Raw genomic sequence first — 19,075 nt, 5'->3', positions numbered from 1 at the left:
CCAATATTTATAAATCATCCCCTGTTTTATGAGGTTCCTTGTGAACCTCCTTTTTATTTTGTTTTAGATCATGAATCAATACAATTGAAGAGGGCTTGCTGAGCCGAAGGATGCGAAATTGTGTTGTTGAATGCTAGGTATCGTCTGATAGCGAGTGACGAAATTAACTGATAGTGATATTCATTTATTAAGAAACTTTTAAAAAATCGCTGGAAAAGTGTTCTGATGGGCTTGTTTATTTCCTAAAATAAAATCTGAATACAGTCAAAAATCGTCAAAAAACTTCAAAAAACACAGAAAGAACACAAAAATGACGTTTGAATATGTGATAATGAATATGTCTTGAAGAACAAGACACTACCCTAATTTAATTGTTATGAAGTTCCCCCAAAATACTTCATAACAAATTCTCTCTTTTCATCCCAATATTTATAAATCATCCCCTGTTTTATGAGGTTCCTTGTGAACCTCCTTTTTTTATTTTTTATTTATTGTAAATTTAAGGTTTTTATGTTATAAATAGTATATTCAAATAAAGACAGTTCATTCAGACCATCCTGTCTCTAAACAAAACTAGGCTCAAATAGAATGATGATATTGGGCGCTTTTGCGCCCTTTTTTTCTGTAAAAATCAGAAAGCTTCCTTTTATGTGCCGAGTTTTGCGCAAGAAGGAAGCTTTTTTTTATTGTTGAGGAGAGATTATATGTTTACTTTAAAAAGTGAAATTGAATTTGATGCAGCACATTACTTAAGTGATTATGAAGGGAAATGTCACAATATTCATGGGCATCGGTACCGAGTTGTCATCAAAGTGTCGGCAGACTCACTGCATGAAACGGGACAATGTCGTGGGATGGTGGATGATTTTTCAACTATCAAGCAAGCCTTAAAGAAAATTCATGATTTATTTGATCACCGATTAATTCTTGAAGAGAATGAAGAGGGAAAAGAGCTTGCTAAAAAAATAGCAGAGACAAAGCTAGGCTTTGAAATATATTTTGTTCCATATCGTCCAACAGCAGAGGAAATGTCGCGTGATATTTATCAGAGATTACAAAATCTAGGAATAAAGGTAACCGAAGTAGAGTTATTTGAAACGCCTAAAAATAGTTGTATTTATACGGAGGTTTAAGATGTATCAAGTCATTGAAAAGTTTATTTCCATTGATGGTGAGGGGCCATGTGCGGGACAGTTGGCTGCCTTTATTCGATTTAAAAATTGTAATTTAAGATGTGATTGGTGTGATACGTGCTATTCATATGATGGAAGTGTTGAAGGGGAAAATTTAAGTCCGCTAGAGATTTATCACTTTGTTAAGGAAAATAAAGTGAATCACGTGACTTTGACAGGGGGAGAGCCGCTGATTCAACCACAGATAGAAGTTTTGATAGGGATTTTAGCAGCCGATAAAGAGTTAACTATTCACATTGAAACCAATGGGTCTGTGAATATCCAGAGATTTAAGAAAAAGTTTTCAAAGTCTAATGTTGTTTTTATCTTAGATTATAAATTACCAAATAGCTTAATGCAATCAAGGATGGATGATGAAAACTTTAAATGGGTGACAAAGACAGATGTTTATAAATTTGTAATTGCAAGTCAAGAAGATTTAAAAGTTGCACATGAAGTGATTAGAGAACAGGGTCTATTAGAACGTTGTCTAGTTTATTTTAGTCCGGTAGTGGATTATATTAACCCAAGTTTGATTGTTGACTATATGAAAGATCATCAATTAAATGACGTGAGATTACAGTTACAATTGCATAAATATATTTGGCCAAAAGAAATGAGAGGTGTTTAAGATGAAGCGACAAATTGATACGAAACTGATTGAGCGCAGTATTAGAGATATTTTAGTTGCTCTTGGGGATGATCCAGAAAGAGAAGGATTAAAAGAAACTCCAAAACGTGTTGCTAAAATGTTTGAGGAAGTCTTTGAGGGGATGACGTTATCTAATGACGAAATTGCAGAGTTTTTTGGAACAACTTTTGAAGATGAAGCGCTCGATGAATGTCAAAATAACTTTGTCATCATTAAAGATATTCCAATTTTTAGTTATTGTGAGCATCATTTAGCCTTAATGTATAACATGCTTGTTACAGTGGCATATTTGCCGAAAGAAAAAATAATCGGCTTAAGTAAGGTAGCGCGAATTGCAGATATGGTTGGTCGTCGATTGCAGTTACAAGAGCGTATTGGTGAGGAAATCGCCGAAATCGTTGAAAAAGTAACAGAAAGTGAGGCGATTTGTGTTTTGATTAGTGGCGAACATAGTTGTATGACTGCAAGGGGGATTAAAAAACAGGGAACGACAACCACCACAGTGACTTATCGTGGAAAGCGAATGGAGGAAGAATCAGACTTGAGACAAGAGTGTTTATTATTAATGAAATAAAGGAGAGAATAAAAATGAAACAGGATAAAGCGGTACTTGTTTTTAGCGGTGGTCAAGATTCAACCACATGCTTATATTGGGCACTTGAAACATTTAAAGAAGTGATTGCTGTTACATTTGATTATGGACAACGTCATCATTTAGAACTAGAGTGTGCTAAAGCGATTTGTCAGGAACTTGGTGTTGAACATCATGTGTTAGATATGTCTTTATTAAATCAATTAGCACCCAATGCTTTAACACGAGATGAGATTAAGATTGAGTTAGGTGAAGAGGGGCAGTTACCCTCAACTTTTGTACCAGGCCGTAATTTACTATTTTTAAGCTTTGCTGGAGTCTTAGCAAAGGTTAAAGGGGCTAAACATATTATTACAGGTGTCTGTGAAACTGATTTTTCTGGCTATCCAGATTGTCGAGATGTTTTTATCAAGTCATTAAATGTAACATTAAATTTAAGTATGGATGATGATTTTGTGATTCATACCCCACTCATGTGGTTGAATAAAGCACAGACTTGGGAGCTAGCAGACAAACTTGGAAAATTTGAGTATATACGAGAAAAAACTTTAACTTGCTACAATGGTATCATTGGAGATGGATGTGGTGAATGTCCAGCTTGTGTTTTAAGAAGGCGAGGACTAGAAAGTTATTTAACAACTAAAGGAGAGATTTAGATGTCAGGAAGAAAACAAGAAGAATTAAGCGAGATTACCTTACTTGGAAATCAAGGGACAACTTATACATATAGTTATGACCCTGAAATACTAGAAGTGTTTAATAATAAACATCCTAAGAATGATTACTTTGTGAAATTTAATTGTCCAGAGTTCACAAGTTTATGTCCGATTACAGGTCAACCTGATTTTGCCACGATTTATATCAGCTATATTCCTGGAGAAAAGATGGTTGAGAGTAAATCGTTAAAATTGTATTTATTTAGCTTTAGAAATCATGGGGATTTTCATGAAGATTGTATGAATATTATCATGGAAGATTTAATTAAATTGATGGATCCGAAATATATTGAGGTTTGGGGAAAATTCACACCTCGTGGTGGAATTAGTATTGATCCTTACTGTAATTATGGACGTCCTGGAACAAAATTTGAAGAAATGGCTCAATATCGTCTGATGAACCACGATTTATATCCAGAAAAAGTAGATAATCGTTAACTCAAATATCGCCTTTCATCCGACTATGTTTCCCTTTAAAAATGTGGTAGAATATGTCACATCAAAGGAATCGAGGAGGAGGAAAATACAATGACGAAACAAGAAGCCATTCATTTTTTACAAGAACATTTAAAATCGATGAAATATTTGGAATCAGCGATGGGGGTACTCTCTTGGGATATGGAAGTCATGGCTCCAGTCAAAGGGATTGAGTATCGAAGTGAGGTACTTGGATATTTATCGGTTGAGCATCATAAGTTAGCGACAGATACACGTATTGGTTGTGCGCTAAATGCTCTAGAAAATGAAAGTGATTTAATGCAAGTCGAGCAGAAATTAGTTGATTTTTTTAAAGATTCATTTGAAAAAAATACAAAAATTCCCGAATCATTACAACGCGATCTAACGGTAGCAACCTCTAAAGGAGGCCAATACTGGAAACAAGCGAAGGAAAAACAAGATTATAGTATCTTTAAACCGTACTTGCAAAAAGTCATTGATTTAGTTATTAAACAGGCAGAGTGTGTGGGGTATGAAGGACATATCTATAATGCGTGTCTAGATGATTTTGAAAAGGGAATGACGGTAGAGGAGTTGGATCGTATTTTTCCACCGCTACGAGATGGCTTAGTTAAGTTATTAAATCAAATTAAAGAAAGCCGTGTGTGTATTAAACTACATCCAAGTGGGGAGTTTGATAAAGCAAGACAAGAAAAATTGACGAATCAAGTCTTAGACATGATGGGATATGATTATCATGAAGCAGGTCGAATCGATGAAACTGAACACCCATTCACGACCTCTCTAGGAATCGGAGACACTCGAATTACAACACATTATTATGAAGATAATCTTGAGAGTGGTTTATTTAGTTCGATTCACGAAGGTGGACATGCAATTTATGATCAAAATATGCCACATGAACTTTCCGATTATGGTTTAGATGAGGCGCCATCTATGGGAATTCATGAATCTCAATCTCGTTTTTACGAAAACATCATTGGGCGCAGTTTGCCATTTTGGAAAGGTTATTATAAAAAATTGCAAGAATTATTTCCTGAGTATGGTTGGACCACCCTTGAAGAGTTCTATGGAATGATTAATGCTGTCAAACCTTCTTTAATTCGAACAGAAGCTGATGAAGTCACGTATTCATTACATGTCATTATTCGTTACGAAATCGAAAAATTAATGATGAGTGGAGAAGTCACAGTGGATGAACTTCCTGCTCTTTGGAATCAAAAGTATGAAGAATATTTAGGAATTACGCCAACAAATGATTCAGAAGGTGTCATGCAAGATGTTCACTGGTCAGAAGCATTAATTGGATACTTCCCAAGTTACGCACTCGGAAATTTATATGGTGCACAATTTTATCATCAAATGAAAAAAGAGATTCCTAACGTTGAAGAACAATTAGAAGCGGGAGATTTAAGTCAAGTCTTTATGTGGTTAAAAGAGAAAATTCATTCACAAGGAAATCTGTATTCACCAAGCGAACTGGTAGAAAAAGTGACGGGTGAGAAGTTGAATCCGATGTATTTTCTCGATTATTTAAATGAAAAGTATTCAAAGATTTATAAATTATAATTAAATCGTCTTTTGTTGCATATACTCCAATGATGAGCCTTTTGACTTATGATTGGAGTTTTTTTGTTGAGGTGATCAGATGAAATTGAAAGTTGAGAAAATGACAGAACAAGATGCATTTCAAATTTTTGTCTGGAAATATAGTGAGCCTTATGATTGGTATAACTTAGAAGGCGATGAAGCCTGTATCCATGAATTTTTAGAAGATTCGTATTATGTCGTGAAAGATCAAGAACATGGATTAGTTGGATTTTTTTGTTATGGACCATCGGCACAAGTTACAAGTGGGAAATTGTTAGGTTTTTATGCGGATGAGACTTATCTTGATATCGGACTGGGAATGAATCCACTTCTTTGTGGAAAAGGATATGGAGCCTCCTTTTTAGAGTTAGGGATGCAATATGCCAAAGAAATACTAGGAGCCAAAAAGTTTAGATTGACGGTTGCTGATTTTAATGAACGAGGAATTAAAGTGTATCAAAAAGTTGGTTTTTATGAAGTAGGAACGTTTGAAGCAAGAAATAGAGTGGAGCAAATTCGCTTTAAGGTCATGTGTAAATCAAATAATTAATCATTTAATAAAGTTTAATAAAAAAATGAACCTAAAAATTTGAAAAAACATTGAAATTAGATCGGAAATTTAGTTCGCAGATTACATGAGAAAATAACGTGTCATAAGAATAAATTTAGGAATGAATTTAAATAGGATTTAGTTCTCTATTCCGAACAAAATTATGAAGTTAGAATAATGTAATAAAAAACTCAAGTGAGGGTCTCACTTGAGTTTTGATTTAAAGATGAACTCATTAATGGCTTCACAAACGCCATTTTCATTGTGACTTTTTGCGATATAGTTACCGTGTGAAAACATATCTTCATTGGCATTTGCCATCACGAAGCTATATTTAGCAACTTTAAGCATTTCAATATCATTGTAATAATCACCAAAGACCATGGTTTCGTCTTGATTAATGTGTAATAAGGATTGGATTTTAGACAAGGCATTTCCCTTGTTGACTTCAAGGTTGGTAATATCGAGCCAAATATCTCCCGAGAGAGTCACCTTAAAATGTGAACCAAATCGGTTGTTTAAAATGGGATAACTGTTTTGCAACGGATGGTTTAAATCACAAATACAGATGCGGTGAATGGGATCGTGGATGTCTTGAAGATTAGAGACCACCTGGATATTAGAGAAGTAGTGCGCTAATATCTCTTCAAATTCGTTTTCGCATGGTGTTGCATACATTCCATTTGGACCAGATAAAATAACCTTGATATGGGTAATGGATTCACATTGCAGCAAGATGTCATCAATCGCTTTTTTTTCTAATAAGCTCATCTGTCGTTGATGATGTCGGCTCACCACAAACGCTCCGTTGTCACAAATGAAATCAAGATAAGGTGTGGCTTCTTTAAAAAAGTCTTTTAAATCATAATAAGATCGCCCACTTGCAATGACGAAGCAAATATTTTTTTGTAAGAGGCGATTTAATAAATCGATAAATCCATCTGGAAGCTGTCCCGCTTCGTTTAATAGTGTTCCATCCATATCTGTCGCAATTAATTTAATTATGAAAGGTCCCCCCAGTACTGATCATGTTTATGTGCCTATTGTAGGGGATGACATGATTTTAAACAAGTAGAAGGATGATGAAATGAATAAATTGTTTCAGTTTTTCAAACGTCATTTGCGATTAAATAAAGCATCCAATCCGGATATTTAATGGTGAGGGACGTTTTAAATATTCAGGGAATCAATAGGCGTATTTTAATGTTAGCTATTTTTATTGAATTCATTGGTTAAAACTTGAATCCAACTGTCACGATTATTGGGGCATGTTGAGGTAGAATCATTGACGAAAGAATTTTGTGCTCTTTATCCCGAGATTAAATGGTTTTCAATCACATAAAGTACCCTTTATCACTCGATAACCTCCGGGGAAAAGATGTCATCTTGTCATTTATTCAGGCACAGTCTACTTTGACATAGGAGGATCGAGCTAAAATTTTATCCTCGTTAAAAAGTCGGACAAATCACGGGAAGCTCAGGTTATATGTAAAAAATAGTAAAAAATAAACTAAAAAATAAAATAGTTTTATTCATGTAAAAAAATGTCGTATTTTGACTAAAAGTGATTCTAAAAAAACACTTGGAAAAAATATATATAAATGGTAATATTGTCACGTGAAAAGTAATAGATTGAAGGAAGATGTGATGAATGACCATGAAATTAAATGTAGCCTTAATTGCACACGACCGAATGAAGGATCAAATGGTAAACTTTTGTTACGCCTATGAACACATTTTAGAAAACTATGGCTTATATGCAACGGGAACAACAGGTGGAAGAATTGAAGCGGGGACAAATTTGAAAGTGAATAAACTGGCATCGGGTCCACTTGGGGGAGATCAACAAATCGGTTCTTTAATTGTGACGGAAGCGATTGATCTTGTTATTTTTTTAAGAGACCCATTAACACCGCAACCCCATGAAACCGATATTCAAGCACTGATTAGATTGTGTGATGTTCACTATGTACCGATTGCGACTAATTTAGCTTCAGCAGAAATCTTTGTTAAGGCGTTAAATCAGGGGGATTTAGACTGGCGAACTTTAAGAAAAATACACGGTTCGTGAAATAAATTTAGGGGGATGTTAAATGTTACAAATTGTAAGTGTCAAACAAAGTCCAGTAGGAACACAAGAAGCGTTAGATTATATTCATCGTGTTTGGAATGGAAATAATCAAGCATCAAATTTTTTTGATATGATTACAAAAGTATCTCTTGGGGATGAAGAGATGGGAAATTTCTATGTGCTACTTCAAGATAATGAGGTTATTGGATGTTGTGGATTAGTCACACATGACATGGTAACCAGTCGTAATTTTTATCCATGGGTGACGTCTTTGTATATTGATGAGGCATATCGAGGACGTAATTATGGGCAGTTGTTATTAAATCATGTTGGACATCAAGCACAGTTGATGGGATATCAAAAATTATATTTAACAACAGGTAAAACGGACTATTATCGCCGAAACGGGTGGCAGGAACTTGATCAGTATATTAGTCGTAAAAAAACACACGTTTATTATAAAGTGCTTCAAGAACAAAAATAATTATATTTTTTTTACAAAAACAGGAAACCGGTTACTGGTTTCCTGTTTTTTATTGACTTTTAGTAAAAGAAAAGAAACCACAATAAAGCGATAGAATCAAACAAACAAGAGATGATGCAGCCAAAAAGCCACCCAAAACATCACCTAAAAAATGGACGTTTACATACACTCGACTAAATCCAATTAAACAAGCATATAAAAAGCTAAAAAAACTAAGGAGATGGGCCCATGAACGCTTTTGACAATATTGATAAAGTAAGAAGCTACAAAGAATTGCAATGCCAAAACTCATCATGGAATGACCACTTGGAAAACTGTAGCCACTTTCATCAATTAAATGTTCAAAGGTTGGACGTTCTCGCATGTAATGAAGTTTTAATAGTAGATTACTCAATGTTAAGGCTAGAACTGTGAACATGCATAGTAAGCTTTCTTTATATTTTTTGAAGAGAAGAAACATAAGGCAACTAGCACCCGTGACAAACAAAATAGGAAGAGGATTAGCTGACTTCGTTAAGCTGATGAGGATAAAATTAAAAAAAGGCGATCGAATAGAGGTCATCATGTGATAAATTTGGATTTGGATGGGAGTCAAATCATGTGAAAAGATATAGTCTGCTAAAGAAAAGAAAAAAAGGATACTGAGAATAGAAATAATCAATAAGAGACGACTCTTAGGGGTAAAGTGGAATTTTTTCATCGGGAACTCCTTTCAAGATTAGATTTTTTGAAAAATAGTCAGCCTTAAAAGGTCTAATTTTGAAATTTAGATACAAACTAATTCTGTCAGAATGTTTGATGCTTAGGATGGAATGGTTATAGTATAAACTATTTCGTTCTCTTAAATGACTTAAAATATCTCAAATTTTTTAGTTTTTTACCTAAGCGATATTTTGACACTTTTGTTGTAGTCGTGTTAAAAATTTAAAAAATAATTGAGGGGTATTGATGAAAAAGTTATTGTATATAACAGTTAATTCTAAACCAGAAAATGAGTCGGCAAGTAAAATGGTTGGACGTCGGCTCGTAAATCAAATTTTAGCAACCTATCATGATTTCCAACTTGAAGAGTTGGACTTGTATGAGGTTCATGTCCCAAGACTTGAATCCCAATATTTTGAGTCTCGTAACTGCATGATTAATCAAGAGGCCATTAATCAATTACCTAAAAAAGAACAAGAAGAAGTCCATAAAATTGTGAAATTATGTGACCAATTTGTTGAGGCTGATGTAGTGGTTATGGCTGCTCCGATGTGGAGTTTATCGTTTCCAGCTCCTTTAAAAGAGTATATGGATTGCATTATTCAAGTCGGACGCACCATTACATTCGAAGGACACCTTCCAAAAGGATTACTTGATGATAAGTTACGTTCAGTGATCTATGTCCAGTCTTCTGGAGCATCGATTCCGTTTATTTTAAGCCCATTTTTCAATAAAGGTTTAAATTACATCGAAGATATGATGAAGTTTATGGGAATTAAAAAGTTCGAGTCTTTACTCGTTGATGGAACTGGAACAACGGAAGAAGAAAAACAAAAAGCAATCGAAAAAGCAACAAATAAAATAGAAGAGATCGTCAAACATTTGACGTTTGAAAAGTAGGAGGTTTAACATATGCAATTTAAATTAGATGATACGGTTCAACAATTTAAACTTGATTTTAAAGGACTTTATGATGAGATTAAAGTAGATGAAAATTATTTTGAAAGTAAAGAAGGCCATGAAACGGTGGCCATTACGTTAACGAATGAATTAAAAGTTAAAGAATATATTCATTGTGTGGTGACATTCCCTGATGGTGGAGGGTACGATGTTGATTTTGTTTATCAAAATGATGAAGCAACGCCAGGGATTACAAAAGAGCATTATCCAACACTGGCAGAAGTGGTTGAAGGTTGGAAACGCTTCATTAGCTTATATAAATAACCAAAAAAGTTGGAACTTATGAGTTCCAACTTTTTTTGATATAATGAAGACCGTGAAAGGTAGGGAGTCAATGAATATGGAATCATTAGTGAATAAAGAGGGATTGAAAATTGTAGGGTCTTTAATCAAATTAAATCGTTTAAATCAAAAGATGTCTCAAGCGGCCTTATGCGAAGGGATTTGTGTTTCCTCTTATTTAAGTAAGATTGAAAATGGGGAAGTGATGCCTTCACTAGAAATGATTGAATTATTATTTGAACAGTTAGCAATTGAGTACGTGGCGAGTCCTGACTTTATCAAAGTCATGACGGATCGTTTTGAAGAATTTTTTGAAGAATTAAATTTTAATGGCTTTGTTCAATCAAAAGAGATTTTTAAACATCTCGAACAAGAGGAATTAAAATTAATTCACTCGCCTTTAATACTCGATTATTACTTAGTTAAACTCGCTCACTACTGTGCAACAGATGAACGTGAATGTCTTGAAGAAGCGTATCGTCTTTTAACGTCAGTTAAGCCGTTGTTAAACAAAACACAACGCTTTAGATATTACCTATATCAAGGAATTGACCTGCTTTATTATCATCAAGACTATGAATTAGCTAAACAATTTTTTGAACTTGCAAAACAAGAGCTTGAAACTGGCCGTTTGTACGAAATGCTTGCTAATGTTAGCTATAAACAAGGCCAGTTTTATCAGGCGTTTCAGTTCGTGAGCGAAGCAAAACGGCGTTATGTTTTAGAAGGAAATTTAGTCAGTTTATCAGGGATATATGAATTTGAAGCGATGCTTGCGTATAAAACAGGTAGTTTTAAACAAGCCATTGAATTGTGTGAACGTTCAGGTGCCTATGCTCATAAAATGAATCGATTCGATTTGACACTGACGCCACTTCTTTGCAAGGCTTTTATCCACTACACACGTCAAGAATCGTTAAAAGTGAGTGAAAGTTTAGAAGAAATAGCAAACATTCAACAACACTTTCAAGCAACATGGCCGGTTTTGATTTTAATTGAATGTTTTGAAGCGAAAACAGTGAAAGACTTTGAAAATATCGAAAAACGATGTCATGAAGAAATGCGAGCGGCCATATTATTAATTGGATTTTGTGTCACAGGTGGTGTATTTAAAAAAGATGAATTATCATCATTAATTCAAAAGTATCAAACAACGCATCGCCGTTTTCTATTAATCGATGAATGGATTTTTTATTTGTTAAAAGAATACTACACTTCAAAACGCCAATATAAAGAGGTAGTAGGTTTACTAAAACGACAACAACTCTAGGTTGAGAAATAAGTCAACAATTTTGGGTGTTAAGGGTGAAGATAGCGTCCGTTTTTCCCAAAGCTAAGCTAGTGATAGGATCAGTAAAATGGTTTATAATGTGAAGCGAGGTGAGGGGAAATGGATTTAATTAGACAAAATAAAAATTTTCGATTAGTATTTTTAGGCGCATTAGTTTCAAGTGTAGGAGATGTGTTGTTCAATTTTGCCATTGGACTCTATATTTTAGAGTTAACACACTCAGCCTTTATGTTGTCACTATATGGAACGATCGGTGGAGTAACGTGGTTACTTCTAGCTCCGTTTGGGGGTGTCATGGTTGACCGAATTCCACGCGTTAAAGTGATTTATTTCACAGATTTTATTCGAGGAATTAATATCTTACTTTGTGGGCTCGTGATGTTAACCGTGGATCATGTGAATATCATCATGGCTTGTCTTTGCTTAAGTTCAGTCATTAGTTCGATAAATGGGGCTTTATTTGGTCCAGCTTCACAGGCGATTATTCCACTAACTGTAGAAGAAGAGCAACTAGTCAAAGCGAATTCTTTAATGTCTTTAATGTACGGTATTAAAGATGTGTTTGGAATGCTGCTGGCAGGGATTTTATACAGTTGGCTTGGACCTATTGTGATTATTTTTATTAATGGGTTTTCATTTATTATGTCAGGAATCACGGAGTTATTTATTAAATTAGATGAAAGTGAGCTACTAAAACGAGCACAAGAAAGTCATGTCTTAACCGATTTAAAAGAAGGGTGTCGCTATATTTTATGTCAAAATAAAGCCATCTTATGGTTGCTCATTATTTTGAATTTTAAAAACTTGGCACTAGGACCCATTCAATCGGTATTAGTTCCCTATTTAATGAATGAGCATCTTCACGTGAATGAAATGTATTTATCCGCTTTATATGTGGCGATGGCGCTAGGAGGGATTTTAGGATCGCTATGGGTTTCAAAAGAAAAAGTTTTAAAAACAAATGAAACCATAAAAAAATCACTATGGACGCTAATAATTTGTGTAGGGATACAGTGGGCGTTATTTGAATTGCTTGAATTAGGGCGCATTCCGTATCTGGGATTCTTTTTGTTCTTATTTATTCTCTTTATTATCTCAGGTGCGATTAATGTGTTACTTTATGTCCCAGTCATGGCTTCATTGCAACGTGTTGTGTCAGCAGAATTTTATGGACGTGTCATGTCTTTATTTACGATGATCTCATCGATTACTTCACCGCTTAGCTTGATGTTTGGCGGGATCCTCATTGATTATGTTGGAATTTCTATGATCTATCTCTTTTCTTTGTTTTTTTTAGCTCTTTCTATTTATTTGATGAAGGAATGGAAAACATTAAAACAACTTTAAGATGGACTGAAGGTAGTCAGTCAGAGTGGATTCATGTTATAATGCTAATCATGTAATCAAGATCAAGCACTTTGGAGGGATCAAATGTGAAAATAGGTTTTTTTGATTCTGGAATCGGAGGCTTAACCGTTTTAAGTGAAGCATTAAAACGATTACCACATCATGACTATTTATACTATGCTGACACGTTGCACGCACCTTATGGACCCAAGCCAAAGGAAGAGGTTCGTGGCTATATCTTTGAAGCCATTGAATTTTTAGTGCGCAAAGGAGCAGATATCATTGTGATTGCCTGTAATACAGCGACTAGTATTGCAGTCAATGACTTAAGAGAGAAATATCAAATTCCGATTATTGGGATGGAACCAGCAGTTAAACCGGCTATTGAATGGGTTCAAGAAAGCGGAAAACGTGTGCTTGTGACGGCAACACCGTTAACGTTAAAAGAAGAAAAACTACATCATTTAATTGAACGATTAGATCAATCACATGTGACTGATTTATTGCCATTACCTGATTTAGTTCGTTTTGCGGAATCGTTTGATTTTTCTCCCGAAACGGTTGTTCCGTATTTAAAAAAACAATTAGTTGATTATCAGATTTCAGATTATGGTGCGATCGTCCTTGGATGTACGCATTTTCCGCTCTTTGCGTCATCTTTTAAAGAGGTTTTTGAACCAGGCATCGAGTTGATTGATGGAAGTGTTGGAACGGTGACTCATTTAGCAAATATAATTGATACGATGAAAGGTGAGACGTCTAAAACACCGACGGTGACATTTTATCAATCGGGAAGAGAAATAACCGAAGCGAATGAAATCAAAGGATTTAATCGTATTCTCAATCAAATAGCGTCTTAAGTTTTGGTATATCTTTGTGACTTTTATCATATCTTTTTTTAGACTAAGATTTTAAGGTTTTGAAAGAAAAGATGAAGAAAAGTCGTGGTGATGAAATGGACTTTCAATCGGTTAATCCTGAATTATTTATTTTAGTTGGAGAATTACTCGGAAATGTTATTGCCAATGAAATTCCATTAAATGTCCAAAATGCGGTTGGAAACTGGCTTCAGTTGGTTGGACAGGCCATTTTAACATATAATGCACAACAACAGTATTATCAACAAGGACCTGGTCGGTATTTTACTCCGGATAGTTTTAATGTGGATAATCCCTTTTGTCAATCGAATCAATCCAATCAAGACGGGATGAGTGTTGAGCAATTGAGACAATTTCAAGAGACATTAGAACAATTAGTCAAAAGAATCGAAACGCTTGAACAAGAGCTAAAGACGATGAAGCAGAGTGGTTAAAATTAACAGTTTTTTCATTCATGAACTCATGATGGTAAGGGTATACTATACTTATCGGAGGTGATCATCATGAGACATTATAGTCATCAAGCGGCTAATCACACTAAAAATCAAATGGATGTTGAATTTGGATCTGAGTTTGCTCCAAAAGATCATTTTTTAGATCAAGAAGCACAACAAGCATTATTATCTGCTAAAGCAGGAGGAACGATTACCAAACGTTTAGTTGAGATTGGGGAACAAATGTTAATGAATGAACCTAAAAAATAAAAGGTTAAAACGATTAAAATGAAATAATGAACCATAAATGACGATGGAACTCATCTGATTTTATGGTTTTTTTATATGATATGTTGAAAAATAACACTTATTAAGATTAAATCTGAAAAGCGTTAATCCCTCTTTTTTCGACGCTGTCATTTTATATAATAATGATTAAAAGAATGAAAGATTAAGTTTAAAAGTGAAAGGGTTAGAAATATGCCTAAAAATCTCGGTATCTTCGTAATCTCGGGGATAAGTTAAGTGAAAGAAATGAAAGTTTAATGTTGAATAAGCGTTAATTATAAAAAAAAGACTTCTTTTTGACACAACTATGACACGATAAAGTCACAATTTTTACACATGAAAACACTTTTATTGGTAAAAACTATTTACTTTAGCAATAATTGGAAATATAATACACAATAACATCACATCAAACTAAGTCGTGATGAAATAAGGAGGGACCATATATGAATAAGAATTATTTATGGTTAGCTACTTGTTGTGCTTTAGTTGCCGGGGGATGTAGTAACAGTAATGATACTGCAGGTAATACAGAAGCGCCAAGTACTAATACATCAACAGAAAATGAAGGGACAGGAAGTACCGAAACAACAGACGTGTATCGTAATGATTATAACTACGTTTATAGTACTGATCCTGATACATTTGATTATGTGTATTCATTTCAAGCAGTTGATAATGAACATACGACTAACTTTGTAGATGGGTTGCTCGAACATGATCGTTATGGAAATTTAGTTGGAGCATTGGCAAAAAGCTATGAAGTAAATGATGATGCAACTGAATTTACGTTTCATCTTCGTGAAGGTGTCAAATGGGTGACAGACGATGGAGTTGAATACGCTGAGGTGACAGCTCATGACTTCGTCACTGGTTTACGACATGCCGTTGAATTTGATTCACAAACCTTATACTTAGTTCAATATACCATTAAAAATTTAGATGCTTATTATAATGGAGAAGTAGAGTGGGAAGAAGTAGGGATTAAAGCAGTGGATGACTATACATTAGTTTATACACTGGAGGCCCCAACGCCATATTTTCACACGATTACAACTTATTCAATTTTAATGCCAGTTAACCAAGAATTCCTAGAGTCAAAAGGAACAGGATGTAAATTAGGTGCTGCAGAACCATCTAGCTGTTCATTTGGGGAAGTTGCACCTGATGGAATTTTATACAACGGGGCTTATTTATTAAGTAACTTTACCTCAAAATCAGTCATTGAATACACAGCAAACCCTGATTATTGGGATGCTGAACATGTTTATATTCCAAATGTAAAATTAGTTTACTATGATGGTTCAGATCCAGATAGCTTATTCACATCATTTGATAAAGGAGAGTTCTCATCAGCCCCAGTTTATACAGATAACGCTGCTATTTATGCATCAGCTAAAGAAAAATATGGAGATAATATCTTCATTTCTCGTACCACCTCAACATCATTCTGGATTTCATGGATTTTTGACCGCAATCAATATGCGTCTCCATTAGATTCATCAGTTGATGTTTCGCCACAAACGGATAAACAAAAAGCAGATACAGCATTAGCCAAACAAAATACAGCCTTCCGTAAAGCCATTATGTATGCATCTGATATTTCATCCGTGAATTCTCAATATGTAGGAGAAGATTTAAAATATGGTCGTTTACGTAACACCTTAACGCAACCTGATTTCTTATTAAATAGTCAAGGTCAAACGTATGGTGAATTGGTATCAGCTGCTTTAACAGCTTCAAATCCAACGGAATATCCAGCTGGATTTGACTTATCAGATGGACAATTAGCTTACTATAATACGGATTTAGCGACTCAATATATGGCTCAGGCGGTTGAAGAGTTAAGTGCACAAGGCGTTGAATTCCCAGTTCAATTAGATGTGATTGTTAATGGTGAATCAGAAAAAGGATTCCGTGCGGCACAAGCTTATAAAGCAACAGTAGAGGCTAATTTGTCGGATGTTCAAATTAATTTAATTATTTCAGATTCTACTAATATGGCAGCGTCTAAAACAGCCGATCAAATGAACTGTGACTTATACATTGGAGCAGGTTGGGGACCAGACTATGGTGATCCTAAAACTTATGTGGACATCGTCGATCCAGATAGTGGAGATATGTTAAAATACTTTGGATTAAACTGGACAGGTTCAGAAGTTGGAGACGATGCAGCAGTTAAAGAAGCGATTGGATTATACGAATTCCAAGCCTTAAAAAATGCAGCAGAGGCTATCGTTGATGACTTAGATTTACGTTATGAATTATATGCAAAAGCAGAAGCTTACTTATTAGAAAATGCTATTCTTATTCCATATATTACACAAGGTGGTGGATATGCGGTATCTCGTGTTGTTCCTTATACTCAACCTTACGCAGCGTATGGTTTATCTGATAATAAATATAAAGGAATGCAAGTTTCTAATGAAGTCATTACGGTTGAAGAACGTGAAGCGTTAAAAGCAGATTGGGAAAGTAAATTAGGTCAATAGTTTGACTAGTCTATATGCGCTTTAAAGATTGGGGCGATGCCCTAATCTTTTTGCATATAGAAAATTTAATAAAGGGGGAATGTTAATGAAACGATACATGCTATATCGATTTTTAAGATCGCTATTTTCAATCTTCATGGTTATCACAATTGTCTTCACCTTAATTTACTCAGTTATCCCGCGTGATCGTGTGTTCTTTTCGGACAGTAATATCGAAAAAATCCAAAAAAGACCAGACGATTATGCAAACTATAAGAATATTCAATGGGAAAAGTTGGGTTATTTAAAATACGATACCATTCAAGATTATTGTAAAGAGTTATACGGAGCCGCAACAACGGAATATAGTAACTGTGTTTTACCTGAGTCACAAGAAACAAAAGATTATGTAGCTTTACGTGAAAAAGAAGGATATGAGGTTCAATATTTTACAGAATCAGGACAAGCTTTTGCGACACGAGACATTCCAATTTTACAACGTGCGCTAAATTGGTGGGGGAATCTAATTAGCTTTGATCATCCGTACAAAGTGCAATCAGAAAATAATCCTGATTTAGAACGTAAAGTTTATATTGGAAAAGATCATAATAATCGTCCTGCTGTGATGTGTACAGGATGTGAAAGTAAATATTTAATTTATTTTGATGGGAATTTTCCATTTATTCATCAAAACTTCATCACCTTTAGTTTAGGAACATCTTATCCAACGTATAATGGCCAAGAGATATTAGATGTCATTTCTGAAACACAAGGCTCTAAAAAGACAGAAGAAATCACCTTACCAAATGGAAATAAAGCAAATTCAGCATTAAATTTATATACGTGTAAATATAAAGATACACTAGATAATATTGATCAAAAGCAATTCGTAGATCATTATGCAAATTGTAAAACGAATAAAACGGATCCATCAATGGTTCAAATCTCATTTACCATCGGATTTATCTCGCTTGTTTTGACGTATATCATTGGGATTCCACTTGGGATTCAAATGGCGAATCATAAAGGAAAACTATTTGATAAAATGGGTCAATGGTATATCATTTTCATGATTTCGATTCCAGGTTTAGCTTATATTGTGTTAGTTCGATTCCTAGGGAGTAAATATGCTGATTTACCAGGAATGTTTCCAATGCTTGGTTCAAGTAACCCAAAATCATATATCTTACCGATTATCTCGCTTACCTTAATGTCAGTAGCAGGACGTATGATGTGGATGAGACGTTATATGATTGATCAAACGACCATGGATTACGTGAAGTTTGCACGCGCTAAAGGATTATCAGAAAATGAAATTTTCTTTAAACATATTTTCAGAAATGCAATCGGTCCTATTGCTCATGGACTTCCAGCGGCGGTTATTTTCTGTATTTCAGGGGCATTAATTACGGAAGCTGTCTATAGTATACCTGGGATGGGGAAAATTTTACCGGATTCTATCAATGTTTATAATAATTCAATGGTCATCGGAATTACATTCTTATTTACAACGTTAGCCATTTTCTCAACCTTCCTTGGGGACTGGTTGTTAACACTTGTTGATCCACGTATTACATTACATGAAAAAGGGGGACGTAAATGATGAGCGATTCAAGATTTGAATTTGTCAAAATAGATGTACAAGCATCTGAACATATTGCAGCACCAGCTTACTCATATTGGCGTTCTGTATCACGCGCCTTCTTTGCCAAAAAAACAACGGTTTTTTTATTAATTGTGGTGATTGTTTTTTCATTAATTGCTTTGATTCAACCGATTTTATCAGGATATGATCCACAAATCGTTCCTAATATTAATGATGCTTCAATGCGTTTTTTAGGACCAAGCGCCCAATATCCATTTGGGACTGATGATGTTGGAAATTCTGTTTGGGATGTCGTTTGGGCTGGAACGAAAACATCGTTAATCATTGGATTTATCGTGACATTAATTAATACAGTCGTGGGTGTTTTCGTCGGAGCTGTTTGGGGATTTTCGAAAAAAGTTGATAAATTTATGCTTGAAGTATATAACATTGTCTCAAGTGTTCCATATATTTTAATTGTCACCGTACTGATGTATGCGATTGGTCGAGGATTTTGGCAACTTGTGTTTGCAATGTGTGTCACTGGATGG

Annotated in this window: 21 protein-coding genes; 19 read left to right on the top strand and 2 right to left on the bottom strand. The window is 34.7% G+C overall.

Annotation, left to right across the window (positions count from 1 at the left end):
• Window positions 1-704 precede the first annotated feature (704 nt).
• The 7 genes from queD to QWC74_RS03495 all read left to right on the top strand — a co-directional run bounded on the left by queD (window position 705) and on the right by QWC74_RS03495 (window position 5,731).
• Complete coding sequence (queD, locus tag QWC74_RS03525) at window positions 705-1,133, top strand: 6-carboxytetrahydropterin synthase QueD (protein ID WP_006785537.1); 429 nt, start codon at window positions 705-707, stop codon at window positions 1,131-1,133.
• Between the two features lies 1 nt (window position 1,134).
• Window positions 1,135-1,803, top strand: coding sequence for a putative 7-carboxy-7-deazaguanine synthase QueE (gene queE, locus QWC74_RS03520; RefSeq protein ID WP_006785538.1), 669 nt, complete (start codon window positions 1,135-1,137; stop codon window positions 1,801-1,803).
• Between the two features lies 1 nt (window position 1,804).
• Window positions 1,805-2,398 carry a GTP cyclohydrolase I gene (folE, locus tag QWC74_RS03515; RefSeq protein WP_006785539.1) on the top strand — a complete coding sequence of 198 codons (594 nt, stop codon included), beginning with the start codon at window positions 1,805-1,807 and terminating at the stop codon, window positions 2,396-2,398.
• Complete coding sequence (gene queC / locus QWC74_RS03510; RefSeq protein ID WP_262941925.1) at window positions 2,377-3,072, top strand: 7-cyano-7-deazaguanine synthase QueC; 696 nt, start codon at window positions 2,377-2,379, stop codon at window positions 3,070-3,072. The genes folE and queC overlap by 22 nt, the downstream gene beginning before the upstream one ends.
• The gene (gene queF / locus QWC74_RS03505; protein WP_006785541.1) at window positions 3,073-3,570 is read left to right on the top strand and encodes a preQ(1) synthase; all 498 of its coding nucleotides are present in this window, start codon (window positions 3,073-3,075) and stop codon (window positions 3,568-3,570) included.
• 90 nt (window positions 3,571-3,660) lie between these two features.
• On the top strand, window positions 3,661-5,160 hold the full coding sequence (locus QWC74_RS03500; protein WP_006785542.1) for a carboxypeptidase M32: 1,500 nt from the start codon (window positions 3,661-3,663) through the stop codon (window positions 5,158-5,160).
• Window positions 5,161-5,239: 79 nt separating this feature from the next.
• On the top strand, window positions 5,240-5,731 hold the full coding sequence (locus tag QWC74_RS03495; RefSeq protein WP_006785543.1) for a GNAT family N-acetyltransferase: 492 nt from the start codon (window positions 5,240-5,242) through the stop codon (window positions 5,729-5,731).
• Window positions 5,732-5,935: 204 nt separating this feature from the next.
• Here the strand turns inward: QWC74_RS03495 and QWC74_RS03490 are convergent, their stop codons facing one another.
• A complete protein-coding gene (locus QWC74_RS03490; protein ID WP_262951540.1) occupies window positions 5,936-6,724 on the bottom strand; it encodes an HAD family hydrolase in 789 nt (262 codons plus the stop codon).
• Between the two features lie 658 nt (window positions 6,725-7,382).
• Here QWC74_RS03490 and QWC74_RS03485 point away from each other — a divergent pair.
• Together QWC74_RS03485 and QWC74_RS03480 are read left to right on the top strand one after the other, a co-directional pair.
• Window positions 7,383-7,802, top strand: coding sequence for a methylglyoxal synthase (locus tag QWC74_RS03485; protein ID WP_006785545.1), 420 nt, complete (start codon window positions 7,383-7,385; stop codon window positions 7,800-7,802).
• A 22-nt stretch (window positions 7,803-7,824) separates the two neighbouring features.
• On the top strand, window positions 7,825-8,286 hold the full coding sequence (locus QWC74_RS03480; protein WP_006785546.1) for a GNAT family N-acetyltransferase: 462 nt from the start codon (window positions 7,825-7,827) through the stop codon (window positions 8,284-8,286).
• A gap of 49 nt (window positions 8,287-8,335) precedes the next feature.
• Here QWC74_RS03480 and QWC74_RS03475 read toward each other — a convergent pair whose 3' ends face one another.
• Window positions 8,336-8,704, bottom strand: a complete 369-nt coding sequence (locus tag QWC74_RS03475) for a phosphatase PAP2 family protein (protein ID WP_229040077.1) — start codon at window positions 8,702-8,704, stop codon at window positions 8,336-8,338.
• Window positions 8,705-9,234: 530 nt separating this feature from the next.
• On the opposite strand from QWC74_RS03475, the gene QWC74_RS03470 reads away from it, so the two are divergent.
• From QWC74_RS03470 to QWC74_RS03425, 10 genes are all read left to right on the top strand, one after another.
• Window positions 9,235-9,888 carry an FMN-dependent NADH-azoreductase gene (locus QWC74_RS03470; protein WP_006785548.1) on the top strand — a complete coding sequence of 218 codons (654 nt, stop codon included), beginning with the start codon at window positions 9,235-9,237 and terminating at the stop codon, window positions 9,886-9,888.
• 12 nt (window positions 9,889-9,900) lie between these two features.
• On the top strand, window positions 9,901-10,212 hold the full coding sequence (locus tag QWC74_RS03465) for a hypothetical protein (RefSeq protein ID WP_006785549.1): 312 nt from the start codon (window positions 9,901-9,903) through the stop codon (window positions 10,210-10,212).
• 76 nt (window positions 10,213-10,288) lie between these two features.
• Complete coding sequence (locus tag QWC74_RS03460; RefSeq protein WP_006785550.1) at window positions 10,289-11,500, top strand: helix-turn-helix domain-containing protein; 1,212 nt, start codon at window positions 10,289-10,291, stop codon at window positions 11,498-11,500.
• Window positions 11,501-11,620: 120 nt separating this feature from the next.
• The gene (locus QWC74_RS03455) at window positions 11,621-12,868 is read left to right on the top strand and encodes an MFS transporter (RefSeq protein ID WP_006785551.1); all 1,248 of its coding nucleotides are present in this window, start codon (window positions 11,621-11,623) and stop codon (window positions 12,866-12,868) included.
• 86 nt (window positions 12,869-12,954) lie between these two features.
• On the top strand, window positions 12,955-13,728 hold the full coding sequence (gene murI / locus QWC74_RS03450; protein WP_006785552.1) for a glutamate racemase: 774 nt from the start codon (window positions 12,955-12,957) through the stop codon (window positions 13,726-13,728).
• A gap of 71 nt (window positions 13,729-13,799) precedes the next feature.
• The gene (locus tag QWC74_RS03445) at window positions 13,800-14,180 is read left to right on the top strand and encodes a hypothetical protein (RefSeq protein ID WP_006785553.1); all 381 of its coding nucleotides are present in this window, start codon (window positions 13,800-13,802) and stop codon (window positions 14,178-14,180) included.
• 69 nt (window positions 14,181-14,249) lie between these two features.
• Window positions 14,250-14,450 carry a hypothetical protein gene (locus tag QWC74_RS03440; protein ID WP_006785554.1) on the top strand — a complete coding sequence of 67 codons (201 nt, stop codon included), beginning with the start codon at window positions 14,250-14,252 and terminating at the stop codon, window positions 14,448-14,450.
• 464 nt (window positions 14,451-14,914) lie between these two features.
• Window positions 14,915-16,960 (top strand): peptide ABC transporter substrate-binding protein, encoded by a 2,046-nt coding sequence (locus tag QWC74_RS03435; RefSeq protein ID WP_006785555.1) that lies wholly within the window; start codon window positions 14,915-14,917, stop codon window positions 16,958-16,960.
• Window positions 16,961-17,045: 85 nt separating this feature from the next.
• A complete protein-coding gene (locus tag QWC74_RS03430; RefSeq protein WP_006785556.1) occupies window positions 17,046-18,542 on the top strand; it encodes an ABC transporter permease in 1,497 nt (498 codons plus the stop codon).
• The coding region (locus QWC74_RS03425) for an ABC transporter permease (RefSeq protein WP_370454865.1) at window positions 18,542-19,075 on the top strand (534 nt) is incomplete at its 3' end. The genes QWC74_RS03430 and QWC74_RS03425, both read left to right, overlap by 1 nt.

Origin of the sequence: uncultured Turicibacter sp., assembly GCF_938044715.1 — a bacterium.
Classification (GTDB): Bacteria; Bacillota_I; Bacilli_A; order MOL361; family Turicibacteraceae; genus Turicibacter; species Turicibacter sanguinis.
The sequence above is the reverse complement of the archived record's forward strand: the minus strand, read 5'-3'. Positions and strand labels throughout refer to the sequence as shown.